We start from the raw sequence: 14,372 nt of genomic DNA on the forward strand, positions 1-14,372 counted from the left end.
AAAATCTTCAGTGTTTAGACGCTATAGCTCAGGAAATAGCAGGCTCAATGAACAATGGATTGAAAGAGAGCGATCAAGCACGGTATATAATTACTTAGCCCCTTTCTTTTTGCAGGTCTTTAAAGTAGTTATAGGATGTATCCCTTTTCTGTAGAGCTTGCCTTTTCTACACAGCTCAAGGGTTTTCGGCTCTCTCTCCTTTTAACAAAGAGACTTTGCTAGCTTCCTTCTTCGCCTTTGAGAAGGAGAGTTTAGGTAATCGGTATGATGTTATAAAACTGGGATATGCCTATACAGGCAAACGTGTTTCACCAAAATCAATTGAAAGATTAGAACTTAAAAAGCACTTAGTTCTTTTAACAGTCAATCCAGATTTCTACTGATAGGAGAAGACTACAACTATGGCAAATACGTAATTTTTCGTAGGTATTTTGCATCCAAACTCCGTATCTAAGTAATGCTTGTCTCTCATGCCTTTACAACCCTGGGTGCCACAGCCAACTACTGATGGTTCGTTCACTTTCTTTTCGGAAGACTTTGGCGAGTCGTTCCATAGCCTTCACGGCGCACGTGCTGAGGCATTTTCAAAGTTTGTAGTAGCAACTGAGCTAAGGACGAAAGCGCACCACCGTCATCTGCGGCTATTGGACGTTTGCTACGGACTGGGCTACAACACGGCGGCAGCGCTGGAAACCATTTGGGCTGTGAACCCAGAGTGCCAGGTAGAACTCTATGCACTAGAGTTGGATGCCACTGTGCCACAGGCGGCGATCGCCCCGCCCCTGCTGGATGGCTGGTCGCCAACAGTACAAGCAGTTTTGCAACAAATGGCACTAACGCACGCTTGCATTTCGCCGCATTTGACGGCAACGCTTTTGCTCGGTGATGCGCGCCAAACAATCCAGACGCTCTGCACTTCAAGCTTTCAGGCGGATGCTATTTTCTTCGATCCATTCTCGCCACGTCGCTGCCCACAGCTATGGACGATCGAGTTTTTCGCACTAGTGGCACGCTGTTTAGCACCAGACGGTAAACTTGCAACTTATTCACGCTCGGCGGCAGTGCGATCGGCAATGCAATCGGCGGGGTTTTGCCTGGGAACGTTACCGCCTGATACCGATCACTTGCCACACGAGTGGTCACAGGGCACGATCGGCAGCTTTGATGCTCAAACGCTGCATCCTCTGACGCAACTAGAGCAAGAGCATTTGCAAACACGGGCAGCCGTGCCGTATCGTGATCCAACATTGAGAGGAGATGCCACAACGATTCTAGAGCAGCATTACCAGGAGCAACAGCAAAGTACCTTAGAGTCAACATCCAGTTGGCGGCGACGCTGGGGTATTCGGTAAAGCTAACTTGTAAACTATGCCCTACAGTGTGAGGGACTGGGCGTTTGTTTCAATCAGCTTCGCCAGATCCTTCAGGAACGCAGCAGCATGGGCACCGTAGATAATGCGATGGTCGGCAGTAAGATTGACCTGCATTTGACGTTTCACGCCAAAGAAGCCGTCATCCGTAGCGACAACGGCAGGAAGAGACGCGCCGATCGCCAGAATAGCTCCCGTATTGGGGGGCAAGATAGCATCAAAGCGATCGACCCCAAACATACCGAGATTAGAAATCGTGAAAGTGCCAGAGCTATACTCCTCTGGCTGCAACTGCTTCGCTCTGGCGCGATCAACCAGGCTTTTCCAGGTACGCGACAGGGTATAGATATCCAACTGATCGGCTTGCTGCAACACAGGTGTAATCAGCCCACCATCGTCCATTGCCACTGCAACTGCCACATTAATTGAAGCCGGATGCGAAAGGCTCTGGTTAATATAGCTCGCATTCAAAAGCGGATGTTTTTGCAGCGTGACAGCAACGGCTTTTGCCAGCAGTGCTGTCATGGTCACGCCTTTGGACTTGATTTGCTTGTACAGTTTGTCTAGATTGTCAGTTGTGATCGTATAGCCAACATGGTAAGTAGGCACTTCCAGACTGGCTGCCATATTCCGTACAACCGCATTTTGCAGGGTTGTCAGTGGTACTTGCTGCCCAGCCACCGCAGGAGCAGGAGGCGCTATGGCTGGTTTAGCAGCAGGAGGGGTGACTGAGGGCAGTGGCGGCGGTGGTGCAGTAGGGGTTTTAGCAGCAGGCTGTCTACCAGCAGCGGCTTCGACATCTTCGGCAACGATGCGTCCGTGTGGTCCGCTACCACTTAACGTGTTTAGGTCAACTTTTAGTTCTTTCGCCAGCTTCCGGGCACGAGGAGAAACAACAACCCGCCCGTTCTGAGTGGTTGCACTCCCTGCTGCATTACCGTTTTGCACAGAGGCTACTGGAGCCGCCACTGCTGCCACCGCGTCTTTAGTATCTGCGATCGCGCCTGGGGTTTCAACGGGAGCCGTTTGCCCTGCCGCCTGCTGCTGCGCTGTAGCAAGTTCGGCTTCAGTTTCAGCAATCAGAGCGATCGCCGCTCCGACCGGAGCACTTTCGCCTGCTGGCACCACGATCGAGCCTAAGTAGCCTTCATAGAAGGACTCTACATCCATATCTGCTTTGTCAGATTCCACCACCACGACGGTTTCACCTTTTTCGACCTTATCGCCAGGTGCTTTGACCCAGGAAACAATTTTCCCCTCGGTCATCGTGGAGCTAAGTGCAGGCATGAAAACTTCGTAAATCATGGAGTGAGTCCAGTCAGAAAATAAGTAAAGACGGCAGGTGCAGTGATGCAGCAACTGAAAGGTGGCGATCGACGAGCGATTACCACAGCTATTTTTTAAACGGCTCCGCGAATTGCTTCGACGACGCCATCACGCAGTAGGATTTCAACCTGCATTTTTTCGATCAAGTTGTCACCAGTTTCGACCCGAAAAATGCTGTCGATCTGCCCCTGCTGCACCTCTTGATCTAGCTCTAGCAGTTGAATTTGCTGAAGCTGCTGCAAAATTTGGTTTTTTTGCTCCAGGAACTCGCTCTTTTTTTCGTTCACCTGAATCTGGATGCCATCAATTTGCTGGAGCGTTTCAGGACCGGGTGGCTTGAGGCTCTGCTTCTGAATTTCGGCAATCATGCGCTGCCCTTGCATTTCGAGCTGCTGGAGCTGATTGTCGATCTGGTTAAGCTGTGCCTGAAGCTGTTGCTGTGCGTCATCTTTCCATCGCGCAGTGACGATCGCCTTGACGTTGATTGTGCGCTTCAGCAGCAAGTGAGATTGAGAAACATCCATAAACGTTGGTCGCGAGAAATTGTTGGAGGACAAAGCGTCCGTTGGCAAGTGCGTTAGCAAGCCATGATGCCGAGGCACACCCGTCAAATTATTGTACTGATGCTACCTATGGCGCTCATGCCACCCCTTCAGCAGTCACCGCCAATTAGATATCGTAGCTTGTGCCAGACTATCCAACGAACATCTCGTTAATCATACCCTGGTAGCGTTCCGCCACGACATTACGCCGGATTTTTAGCGTTTGTGTCAGCAAACCATTGTCGATCGTAAAGGGTTCCAACAATAGCCGAAACGGACCAATGCGATCGTCTGCCCGATAGCCTGGACGATTCTTCACTTCCCGGTTGAGTTCCTGCCGTACTAGATCTTGAACAGGTTTGCTATCGAGGCTAAGGGGTGAAGAATTTGTAGCTCCACCACTCTCTTCTTTTTCCTCCCCAGGCAATTGCAGCTCAAGATTCTGCGCAGCTGCCCACTTTTGCAATGCCTCCAGATTAGGCACAATCAGCGCTCCCAGCACTTTTTGATCCTGACCAACAAGCATGATTTGGTCGATGTAAGGGCTGCGGAGGCAAGCATCTTCAATCGGCTGCGGTTCAATGTTTTCACCACTTGTCAGGACGATCGTGTCTTTAGCACGTCCAGTGATGATCAGGTCACCTTGCTCCGTCACCCAACCTAAATCACCTGTGTTAAACCAACCATCAGGGTCGATCGCCGCTGCGGTTGCTTCAGGGTTTTTGTAGTAGCCCTGCATGACCTGAGGACCACGAATCAAGACCAGCCCTTGCTTTAGATATGGCAGAGGTTGGCGGGTTTCAAGATCGACAATGCGCGTTTCGGTGTCGCGTAGGGGTTGCCCATCACCACCCCGAATGTTGCGCCAGGGGCGACGAACGTGAGTAATCGGCGCAGTTTCGGTCAGTCCATAGCCGCCCAAAATCGGAATACCAACGACTTCAAAAAAATCTTCCAGGTGTTCAGCGATAGAGCCTCCACCACTGACAAAAAAGGCGACCTCTCCCCCAATGCCTGCTCGCACCTTTTTGTACACTAGGCGATCGCCCAGTTGATGCGGCAACCATAAAACAGCAGCTTGAACAGCAGCGGTAAGGCGTTGGACGAGTGATGGCTGGAGATTTTCCAAACTTACGCCCTGTACAAGACGACGTGCCGCAATATAGCGATGGCTCACGCCCAAAAAGAAGTTCACCAGTCGTTGTTTGCTAGCAGGTTGCTCTCGAAATTGTTTTTGTACGCCTTCATAGATAGACTCCCACAGCCGTGGCACTGCCACCATATAATTTGGCTTGAAATCCTTTAAGTCTTTCTTGACATAGCGAATGTTGGTGTATGCCTGCGTACAGCCATAGGCAAACGTAAAATACTCAAACGTGCGCTCGTAGCAGTGCCAGATAGGCAGGATGCTCAACACGCGCCCGTTCTGCGGATTAACTACCGAGGCAGCGGCCGTTACTTGAGACAGTAAATTGTTGTGGCTTAGCATGACCCCTTTTGGCATACCAGACGTGCCAGAGGTATACATCAAGGTTGCTAGCGAGTCACGTTCTAGCGGCACAGGCTGAAGCGTATGACCTGCGCCTGTCTGCATCAATTGCGAAAAATTTAGCGTCTTGATATTACCTACAGGCGTTGGCGTTTCGTCTGTAAGTAGCACAATGAACTGTAGTGGTAAGGACTCCAGACCTTGAGCCAGCTTTTTTAAGGTTGCCTGATCTTGCACGACCAGTCCGATACTGTCGCTATGCTTAAGAATAAATAGCAATTCGTCGCGATCTGCCTGAGAGCCACGCACCGCATTGGCGGCACCCGCCATCATGATGCCCTGATCGGCAATGGGCCAGCGGGGGTTGTTATCGGAGAATAAGGCGATGTGCTGACCTGGTTGCACGCCTAACGCCTGTAGCCCTACTGCAAACTGCTGCATTTGCTGGTAAAGGTCAGCGTACGTTAGCTTAATCGCTGGCTCGGCGTGAGGATCGTAAACGGCAGTGTTTTGGCTGAAGCGCTGCGCCGCGATCGCCCACAGCGCTGGAATGGATGTTGCCTGACTATAATCAATCACACGACTTAGCGTTTGGCGCTCTTGCTCAGTCATGGGAGCGGTCTGGGGACGTTTCATAGCACAACTCCTAAAGCCTTGACATCATCTTATGGCTTGATTGACCAATCGGCGACTGGCTAAGACCATTTTTGACAATGCCACAGACGGTCGCGCTACAAACGATCGCGCTACTCCTTAGCAGCAGAACAACTGTAAGCAGGCGATAGAATTGACCAGGGGAAGCATTGTCCTTAACCTCTAGCTGCCAGCGTCTCTTTGCATATGCATCAACATTCCGCCGACTGTCATCATCTCCACACGATCGCCACACACACAATCGACCCTCAAGCCAAGCAAACTCAGTTAGCGATCGCACTCTTGCTGATCGGTGGTTTTGCGATCGCTGAACTCATTGTTGGCTTGACTAGTGACAGCTTGGCACTGATTGCCGAAGCCGGACATATGGCAGCCGACAGCGTAGCACTGCTGCTGGCGCTCTTGGCGACTCGGCTGGCTCAGCGCCCCAAACAGAGCCTATTAAGTGATTCCCTGACAGACATTGTGGCAACACCGCTTGCACCCCAGCCAGTTGCCGCTTGGGAAACCTGGGCAGCCTTACTTAATGGGTTAGGGCTCGTTGTGATCGCCCTGTGGATTGGGTGGGAAGCACTTCAACGGCTGCAAACTCCTCCAGAGACGATTGCCAGTCTGCCGATGCTCCTGACAGCAGGCATTGGGCTTGCCGTGAACAGCGCCAATATTGCCCTGTTGCATCGCGGTAGCGACCACGATCTGAATCTACGCGGAGCCTTTCTTCATGTCCTGGCAGATGCTATAAGCTGCATCGGTGTTATTCTCGCCGCGATCGCTGTTGCTACACTTCACTGGCTCTGGGCAGACGGAGCCATCAGTCTCTTTGTCGCTGGGATTATTCTTTTTGGCGCTGTGCCATTGGTCGTGCAAAGTTTCAAGCGGTTGGCTAGGGAGAGGGCTAAGGAGTAAAAGTCAGCCGTTATTGAGAGCCAACAAAAAGCTTAGATACTAGGAATTGGTAATCAGCAGTCGGTAGTTAAAATAGCCCATTCCTCCTTCTCGCCAAATTTCCCCTTGTCGTGCAAAACTTTAGACATTAGGGCACTCTACTCAGAGGAGTGTCTACAATTGAATTGCCTGTGGTGCTGACATTGTTTGATAGTCTTTAATCAAACTTCAATCAAATTTTCAACTTCTGAATGAGTTGTGGTGCGATCGTACGATGACTCATGCAGGGCTTCAGCGGTAGGCTGTTTCCTCAAACGCTACGTCCAACGCCATCTACGCCTTGATGCCGCCTACGGCTGCCCCCTGCGGTCTGCGCCCCCTTGCTAGTCAACATTCATGGACAACAATTTACTGACATCAGAAATGAGGGGGCAGCGCACACTTGCAACCGTTGTCTTCACAGACTGCGTTGGCTTCAGCGCCAGAATGTCAGTAGACGAAGACCATACACTTGACCTGATCCGCCGTGATCTCAAGTTTATGAAACAGCTCTGTGGGCGGTATGAAGGGCGAGTCCTGAAATCCACAGGGGACGGTTTGCTCATGTGCTTCACCAGCGCGGTGAAAGCAGTTGAGTGCGCGATGGAGATCCAAAGAAGCATCACAGAAAGGGCGATCGATCTGCCGCCTGAAGATGCGCTAGAACATCGCATTGGCATTCACTTAGCCGATATGTTCATCACCGACACAGACGTAATGGGCAATGGCGTTAACATTGCGGCACGTTTGCAAACAGAGGCAGACCCAGGCGGCATCTGCATCTCACAGACAGTTTTTGATGTCATTAAAGCCAGCCTGCACGTTGACAGTGATTACCTCGGACCGCGTGAACTGAAAAACATCCGCGAGGTTGTGCCTGTCTACCGCATTTTGATGTCGCCAGAATCACAGGTTTTGAACCCGCACTCGGTTACTATCCGTAATCTAGAGCAAAGCCGTAACGTGCTGCGTGTGAAAAAACTACTGTTCTACGCCTGCAAAAATAGATGGGAAAGCGATCACAACAAGCTGAATTTACTCAGCCTTTCTGACCAGATTCAAGAAGTGATGCTGCTGGCACCAACCCCAGAGCGACTGCGGCTTTTTCTAGATGCAGCAGTCCGCACACTTAGCAAACCAGCCGAATATTCCCTGATCGCGAATATTCTGGTCAAAGAACTTAGTCGGCTTTACCCCGTTGAACACAACCACGACGACGATCCAACTTCCTATGACCTTGCAGCAGAGCCACAGCCATCGCCCCACGCGGTCAATGCTCTCTACGAACAGCTTGCTGTTGAACTAGAAGCGACAGGGAATGGGTCACGCATAAAAAAACTTGCTTTTTATGTGTGTAGACGTGTTTGGGAAACAGATCAGAATAAGCTGGACGGGTTGCGCCTGCAAGACTTGATTGCCGAACTGCATCAGTCAATGCCAACGCTAGAGCGCCTGACAATCGCTACCAATAGCTGTGTTCAAACCCTTAGTAAACAAGCAGAATATGCCCTCGTTGCCAACGCCTTAGTCAGCAAGCTTCAACGGCTTTATATTGTGTCTGATCAGGCGTCGGTGCCTGATAGTGTATCTGAGCAGGCACCGACGCCTGCCTCAGTGTTGATCGATCCCTCCCCACAAGCTAAAACAGTTGCGCCTTTAGAGGATGCACCGATCGCCGCCCCTCCGCCAGCAATCGAGTCACCACTATCAATCAACCCACCATCAGCGGATGCCTCAGCGCTTTATGTTGCCATTGCTCAAAATTTGGAGCCAGAGCCAAACCTGCTACGGATTAAAAAGCTGCTGTTTTATGTTTGCTATCGTCAATGGGAAAGCGATGTTGCCAAACTAGAAGGGCTGAACCTAGAAAGCTTAATTCAGGAAGTCCATCAGCTTACACGCACAAGTTCCCAGCTTGAGGCGGCGATTGAGGCAGTGGTCAAAACGCTGAACAAACAAGAGGAGTATCGTGAGATCGCCCAAACGATCGTTACCAGCTTGGGCAGGCTTTACCCCGGCTACCAGGAAATAGAGCCACCTCCAGCGTCGCCCACTGTTGCTACCCCCCAGCAGGAGGAGTTAAAAGCGATCGCAGTGCCAGAGGAGAAGCGATCGCCCATCAAACCTGAACCACCTCGATCGTCGCAAGACGCACCACTCAGCCTATTCGATTTTCGACTTGGCATTATGAAGTATGCGAACCCATTGCAGGCAAAAATCTTGCTGTTCTCTGCCCTGTATGAAGACTTCGGTTTTACGAACCAGGATTGGAGCGATCTAAAACAGCATGACCTCGATAGCTTGCTCCGCCGTCTTTTGGGTATCTGCAAAACCTACACCGATCTAGAAGCGTGCCTATTTACGGCAGCACGACGATCGCCAGAGCCAGCACAGACTGTGCAAACTGCCGAAGCCATCATCAAATGTCTACGTTCCTTTTACCTGTACAATAACGCTGCGCGGTTGCCGCTTTCGCCTGACGAACCAACACAGCTTAAACTTGACGACTTCGAGGAAACCACCCTGGAATTTGCTAGCATCGCTGACGAAGACGATTACACATGTCAACTGGTGCCACCAACCGCCGAACCAACAGCCATCATGCAGGAGTCTCTGTCCACTGACAATGCCACCGATGATCCCCTGGCTCCAACGGCGATCGCTGAAACCAAAACCGACCCCGAAGATGCAGCAACGTCCTTGCGTTCAGCGCTGGATTAACGCAGTCAACGGTTTAGGCAACTGTGCCTCATCAACCAGGCTTAAACTCATTAGTCCTAACGCTTGCGGGCATACTAAACAAAGGTGTTGTCGTGTTGAAGCCTAACTACCACTTCTAACGACACATAATGCAATAACCGCCATAGGCTAAACCCATCATGGACGCGATCGAGCTACTGCAACGCTACCAGGCAGGCGAAACTGACTTTCGGGGCGAAAATCTTTGTGGTGCAGATTTAGGCGGAGCCGATCTCATTGGCGCAGACCTTACAGGCACCGATCTACGTGGCGCAAATCTTGTCCTGGCATACCTTAACCGCGCCAACCTGAGCAAAGCTAACTTGGCGGGAACCCATCTCAGCGGAGCCAACCTGAGTCAAGCCGACCTGATTAACGCCAACCTGCGCGATGCCGACTTGCATGGTGCCATCCTCTACGGAGCCGATCTGCGCGGTGCCGACATCACCCTAGCAATACTGCTCGATGCCAACCTGATCAGCGCCGACATGCGGAGCGTTAACCTTGGCAGCGCTAATCTACGCGGAGCCTGCCTGCGCGGAGCTAACCTGCGCTACGAAAAACGCTGCTATGAAGGTGCAAACCTGCGCGGTGTTGACCTTCGTAATGCCGATCTGCGCGGTGCAAACCTCAACGGAGCTGATTTAACTAAAGCTGATCTGCGTCGTGCCAACCTTATCGAAACCAGTTTGCGAGAAGCCAATCTTACTGAAGCAAACTTGATTGGAGCAACGCTGCAAAGTAGCTTTCTGACGGACGCCATTTTGACGGAAGCTGATTTGAGTCAGGCAAACATGGTTAGCGCCAAACTAGAACGCGCTAACCTCACCGAAGCAACGCTCAAAAACGTCAACCTGACCGATGCCAACCTGACCGATGCCAACCTGAGCAAAGCCAACCTTGCTCAGGCAATTATGTGTCGATCGCGGCTCAATCGGGCAACTATGAGCCGCACCACTCTACAGAGCGTTGATTTGACCGACGCAAACCTCATTGAAGCCTACCTCGGTCGTGCTGATCTCCGCGATGCCAACCTGACTAACGCTAACCTGGCAAAAGCTGAACTTAGCAGCGCTAATCTCAGAGGCGCAAACCTCCAGGGCGCAACTATGCCCGACGGCTCAATACAGGATTAAGCGGTTAGTTAGCTGTTCCTTTCACGAAGAACTAACCACAATCGCTCACAACGCAGCTACTCGCCTGTGATAGACAGTTCTCCGACCCAAACATAGGGACAAACGCCGCCAGGAGTAAGGTGTGGTTCTGGCTCTACGTAGACGATCGCATTAAGTAGCTCCAGAAAGTCACCAGCGACGGTAGCAGATTCAATGCTAGTACGCTCACCCTGATTTACCAGCCAACCATCAAACGGCAGCGAGAAGGAACCCTGAAGCGCTTTAACTCCAGCATGGAGGGCATGTAAGTCATCGATAAGGACGACATTTTCAGCCGTATCCAGGCTGTAAGCTTGTTCCGTTTGTTTGCTAGTAAAGACGTGATAGAAGTGCGGGCTAACAGTCACTTTTGCACCCATATTGGCGTGCCCAGTGGGGTCGGTGTTAAACCGTTTAGCAGTGCCAGCGCTATGAAGGAAGTTGACCAAAATGCCATCACTAATGAGGGGAATACGTTGGGTGGGTGTGCCTTCACCATCAAAGGTGGCGATCGCCACATTATCTGGATGCAGCGCATCATCCGCAACTGACAGCAAGGGCGAAGCAATTTGAGTGCCTAGCGATTCCGGTTTTGAGAGGCTCTGATTGTCAAGAATGCTTTGAGCATTGAACAAATTCGAGAACGCACCTAATAGACTCAGAAATGCCTCCGGTGAGAAGACAACGCGATACTTCCCGGTAGGAATCTTCTGGTAGTCAAGGTGGCTAATGGTTTTTTCAACCGTTTCCTTGAGGCAGCCATCAACATCCAGAGTGTCTAAGCCACGGCTGATGCGGAATGCGCCTGCACTGCGAGGCTTTTTGCCATCTGCTTCCGTTTTGGTGTAGAGATACAGCGATGTGGTGGAGTAAGCTTCTGTTCGCAGAGCACCATCGCTGTTGAGGTAGAAGTGATCAATGTCGCGCTGGGCAAGCCCATTGTAGGGGACGGAGGCGATCGCCGGATGTGCCTCAGTTAATGCCTTCTCTGCTGTAATCAGCTTTTCCAACAGGTCTGAAATAGGAGCCTGGGGCGCTTTCTCGGCAAACTCACGTGCAAGAGGAGCCGTTGCTGCCGGGCTAAAGTCGGGGACGTTTTCTTTTACGCCAAAGAAACTGGCTTCATACGCCGTCTTCAGCGCAAGTGCTAACCCAACCGGATCAACGTCTGTGGTCGAGGTAATGCCCATCGTCTGGTCATCATTCCACACGCGCACAGTGACGCTGGAACGGTTTGAGGCTTTCACCTGATCGGGTTTGCCCTGATCAACTTTGGCGCTGCTCTCATCCACGGTAGAGCCGTAAATGTCGAATTTGTAGATTCCCAGGCGATCGGCAGCTTCTTTTGCCTGTGTCGCTAGTTCGTTGATGGTTGGCATATATTTCTCTCTTACAGACCTTAATGACAATGTAATTGCCCGAACAACTATCTCAACTTGATTAATGACCTTCGAGCCAATCCTTCTGCATAGCGTGCAAGCGGGTATTGTGAAGCATCTTCTTTTAGAGATTTAGCCAGAGGTGTATCTCTAACGTTGTTCCCAGACTAAGAAAGGACTAACGAATAAAAAGTTGAAGCTTCTAACTTTCAGCTCTTCACTTGCTAGCCCTTATCTCACTTCTTATTTACCGTCCGCCAACGGTAATGGAATCGACTTTGATGTGGGGTTGCCCAACGGTGACATAGATGCTGCCGCTGACGGAGCCGCAGAAGCCTGCTGCCAAATCTAAATCGTTGGAGCACATGGAAATTTTGTTCATAATTTCCTTCGCTTCGCCGATCAGGGTTGCACCTTTAAGTGGCTTAGTAATTTTGCCGTTTTCAATCAAGTAGGCTTCGTCCACCGAGAAGTTGAATTGTCCGGTAGCACCGACGCTGCCGCCACCCATTTTTTTGCAGTAAATGCCTTTTTCAATGGAGGCAAACAGGTCTTCGTTGGTGAAATCACCAGGAGCAATGTAGGTGTTCCGCATCCGAGAGGCAGCAGCGTAGGTATAGCTCTGACGGCGCCCGCTGCCTGTGCGGGGATGTCCGGTGCGAATGGAACCCGCACGATCGGCAATAAAATTCTTCAAAATTCCTTTTTCGATCAGGAGTGTGCGCTGGGCGGGCATGCCTTCGTCGTCCATGTCGATCGTGCCAAACGCATCCGTTGAAAGTCCTTCATCCCAGGCAGTCAGGTTTTCGTGGGCAATCTTTTCGCCCTTTTTATCCATAAACGGCGTGGTGCGTTTTTCGATCTGGGTGGTTTCTAGCAGGTGACCGCAAGCCTCATGGAAGATCACGCCACCAAACTTGTTTGCCATGATGATCGGGTAGGTACCGGATTCTACATAGTCGGCGTAGAGCATTCTGCCAGCCGATTCGGCAACGCTTTCGGCAGTCGCAGTGTAATCCCAGGTGCGAAGGAAGTTAGGATCACTGGTATTGCCTGCGCGTTCACCGATAGAGGCACGGTTGGCACCATCAGCACAGAGCAGGTTGTAGCCAACAGATTGCGTCAGGCGAATGTCTCTAGCAAAGGTGCCATCGCTGGAGGCAACCAACACTTCTTGCCAATCGCGGAAGTAGACAGCACGACGGGATTGGACATGAGTGGCTTTTTCTTGCAGGCGAGCATTGGCATCGAGCAGCACTTCGCCCATTTCGCGCATAGAGCTAGAGGCTGAGAGCCAGGATTCTTTGCCACGTAATACGGCGTAGTCGCGCAGAGGTTCCAAATTGATTTCAGGAATGTATGCCCCGGGCGAAGGCAACTGCAAGCCTAGAATCGAAAGTCCTTTTTCGAGGGCAGCTTTTAAGCCAGAAAAGGTGAGGTCGTTAGTGCTAACGTAGCAATCGGTTTGACCCCGAAAAACGCGGATGCCAGCCCCCGTTGCAAGGCGCGGCGAAATGCTGGTGATGGCATCATCTTCGGCGAGGCAGCTAATGTAGTTGACCCGCTCTAGAAAGAACTCGACGAAATCTGCGCCTGCTGCCCGTCCCAGTCCTAGCAACGTTGATAGGGGTGATTCCCAGGTCGCATCGAAGCGATCGCGCGTGGAAGTATAGTCCAGGGTTGGCAATTCTCTAGAGCGAAGAAGCGGGGTTGCAAGCATAGTGAGCCTCGGCTGCGATCGTGGAGCAGGTTTACGTCTCAAAACTTTTATTCTGGAAAGTGTCAAAACTTCCATCCTAAAAGTTCAAGGTCTAAGACTTCTATTCTAGAAGGGCTGTAGAAATTTTGTCGGCGCATTGCACATCATGGGCACACTGGTGTTGTCTCTTACGTATAGGAAGCTAGCGACGTGAAAGCCTCCAACAAAATTCCATCCTGGCTCAAGTTTGCTGCGATCGCGCTTCTAGCACTTTCTGTCGCTTGCCAAAACTTAACGAATGCTGCTGACCCGACCGCTACGCCAAGCGTTCTCAAAGCATCGCCTCGGGTCATAGCACCGCCAACGACAGCCCTTTCCCCTCAACCAAACAAGACTACTGCTAATAGCGCTCAGTTAGTGGATCTGCGTTCGGTTAATCCCGCGATTCGTCTGGATCTGCGTTACGCAACGACCCATAACTTTATGCGGCGACGACTCTACAAACAGCCGCGCTGCCTGCTAAGGGCGATCGTCGCTGAGCAGCTAGCGGCGGTGCAGAAAGATCTGGAAGCAGACGGCTTGGGGCTAAAAATGTATGACTGCTACCGCCCACTCTCGGTGCAAAAGCAAATGTGGAAACTCGTCCCAGACGATCGCTATGTTGCCAACCCTGCCACAGGCTCTCGGCATAATCGTGGGTCTGCGGTCGATGTCACGCTGGTCGATCGTACGGGGAATGAACTTACCATGCCCACTGGCTTCGATGACTTTACCGAGCAAGCAGCCACAAACTATAACGGTGCCAGCGCACAGGCAAAGCAAAACCGTCAGCGGCTAAAAGATGCCATGACTAAGCATGGGTTTATACCCTTACAGACAGAATGGTGGCACTTTGATGCAGCAAAGTGGGCACAATTTCCAGTGCTAGATGTCCCGGTAGAAGCGGTGCGCTAAAGCCGATTTAGCACCCTCTTCATAGCTCTAACCTGAGTTCGGGATAAGAACTGGGACAAGAAAGGGGCAAACCCGATAGGCTGAAAATGCAAAATCTCATGCCTGGTTTGCCCTCATGCTTAGTCTAGAAGCACTTTTTTGC

General features: G+C 51.3%; 10 protein-coding genes. 5 read left to right on the plus strand and 5 right to left on the minus strand.

The features are described 5' to 3' along the window. Positions 1-470: 470 nt before the first annotated feature. The gene (locus H6F76_RS28545) at positions 471-1,352 is read left to right on the plus strand and encodes an MnmC family methyltransferase (RefSeq protein ID WP_190513455.1); all 882 of its coding nucleotides are present in this window, start codon (positions 471-473) and stop codon (positions 1,350-1,352) included. 21 nt (positions 1,353-1,373) lie between these two features. Here the strand turns inward: H6F76_RS28545 and H6F76_RS28550 are convergent, their stop codons facing one another. The 3 genes from H6F76_RS28550 to H6F76_RS28560 form a co-directional block, all read right to left on the minus strand. Then, positions 1,374-2,675: a dihydrolipoamide acetyltransferase family protein gene (locus H6F76_RS28550; protein WP_190513457.1), complete on the minus strand. Its 1,302-nt coding sequence runs from the start codon at positions 2,673-2,675 to the stop codon at positions 1,374-1,376. A 95-nt stretch (positions 2,676-2,770) separates the two neighbouring features. Further along, a complete protein-coding gene (locus tag H6F76_RS28555) occupies positions 2,771-3,220 on the minus strand; it encodes a YlqD family protein (RefSeq protein ID WP_190446937.1) in 450 nt (149 codons plus the stop codon). Between the two features lie 169 nt (positions 3,221-3,389). Further along, a complete protein-coding gene (locus tag H6F76_RS28560; RefSeq protein ID WP_190513459.1) occupies positions 3,390-5,363 on the minus strand; it encodes an AMP-binding protein in 1,974 nt (657 codons plus the stop codon). A gap of 204 nt (positions 5,364-5,567) precedes the next feature. Between H6F76_RS28560 and H6F76_RS28565 the strand changes: the two genes are divergently transcribed. The 3 genes from H6F76_RS28565 to H6F76_RS28575 all read left to right on the plus strand — a co-directional run bounded on the left by H6F76_RS28565 (position 5,568) and on the right by H6F76_RS28575 (position 10,180). Further along, entirely contained in the window at positions 5,568-6,287 is a 720-nt protein-coding gene (locus tag H6F76_RS28565) for a cation diffusion facilitator family transporter (RefSeq protein ID WP_190513461.1), read from the plus strand. A 375-nt stretch (positions 6,288-6,662) separates the two neighbouring features. After that, positions 6,663-9,026 (plus strand): adenylate/guanylate cyclase domain-containing protein, encoded by a 2,364-nt coding sequence (locus H6F76_RS28570; protein WP_190513463.1) that lies wholly within the window; start codon positions 6,663-6,665, stop codon positions 9,024-9,026. A 158-nt stretch (positions 9,027-9,184) separates the two neighbouring features. Then, positions 9,185-10,180, plus strand: a complete 996-nt coding sequence (locus H6F76_RS28575; RefSeq protein WP_190513465.1) for a pentapeptide repeat-containing protein — start codon at positions 9,185-9,187, stop codon at positions 10,178-10,180. Positions 10,181-10,236: 56 nt separating this feature from the next. Here H6F76_RS28575 and H6F76_RS28580 read toward each other — a convergent pair whose 3' ends face one another. Continuing rightward, positions 10,237-11,577 (minus strand): TldD/PmbA family protein, encoded by a 1,341-nt coding sequence (locus H6F76_RS28580; protein ID WP_190513467.1) that lies wholly within the window; start codon positions 11,575-11,577, stop codon positions 10,237-10,239. A 247-nt stretch (positions 11,578-11,824) separates the two neighbouring features. Next, the gene (locus H6F76_RS28585) at positions 11,825-13,297 is read right to left on the minus strand and encodes a TldD/PmbA family protein (protein ID WP_190446931.1); all 1,473 of its coding nucleotides are present in this window, start codon (positions 13,295-13,297) and stop codon (positions 11,825-11,827) included. Positions 13,298-13,486: 189 nt separating this feature from the next. On the opposite strand from H6F76_RS28585, the gene H6F76_RS28590 reads away from it, so the two are divergent. After that, positions 13,487-14,230: a M15 family metallopeptidase gene (locus H6F76_RS28590; protein ID WP_190513468.1), complete on the plus strand. Its 744-nt coding sequence runs from the start codon at positions 13,487-13,489 to the stop codon at positions 14,228-14,230. The last annotated feature ends 142 nt before the right edge of the window (positions 14,231-14,372 follow it).

The sequence above is a fragment of the Leptolyngbya sp. FACHB-321 genome, from assembly GCF_014695975.1.
Lineage (GTDB): Bacteria > Cyanobacteriota > Cyanobacteriia > Leptolyngbyales > Leptolyngbyaceae > Stenomitos.

Excerpts from the sequence above, each read along its gene's own strand:
- H6F76_RS28585 (WP_190446931.1), bottom strand. The coding sequence starts at position 13,297 with ATGCTTGCAACCCCGCTTCTTCGCTCTAGAGAATTGCCAACCCTGGAC.
- H6F76_RS28555 (WP_190446937.1), bottom strand. The coding sequence starts at position 3,220 with ATGGATGTTTCTCAATCTCACTTGCTGCTGAAGCGCACAATCAACGTC.
- H6F76_RS28560 (WP_190513459.1), bottom strand. The coding sequence starts at position 5,363 with ATGAAACGTCCCCAGACCGCTCCCATGACTGAGCAAGAGCGCCAAACG.
- H6F76_RS28565 (WP_190513461.1), top strand. The coding sequence starts at position 5,568 with ATGCATCAACATTCCGCCGACTGTCATCATCTCCACACGATCGCCACA.
- H6F76_RS28545 (WP_190513455.1), top strand. The coding sequence starts at position 471 with ATGCCTTTACAACCCTGGGTGCCACAGCCAACTACTGATGGTTCGTTC.
- H6F76_RS28575 (WP_190513465.1), top strand. The coding sequence starts at position 9,185 with ATGGACGCGATCGAGCTACTGCAACGCTACCAGGCAGGCGAAACTGAC.
- H6F76_RS28550 (WP_190513457.1), bottom strand. The coding sequence starts at position 2,675 with ATGATTTACGAAGTTTTCATGCCTGCACTTAGCTCCACGATGACCGAG.
- H6F76_RS28570 (WP_190513463.1), top strand. The coding sequence starts at position 6,663 with ATGGACAACAATTTACTGACATCAGAAATGAGGGGGCAGCGCACACTT.
- H6F76_RS28580 (WP_190513467.1), bottom strand. The coding sequence starts at position 11,577 with ATGCCAACCATCAACGAACTAGCGACACAGGCAAAAGAAGCTGCCGAT.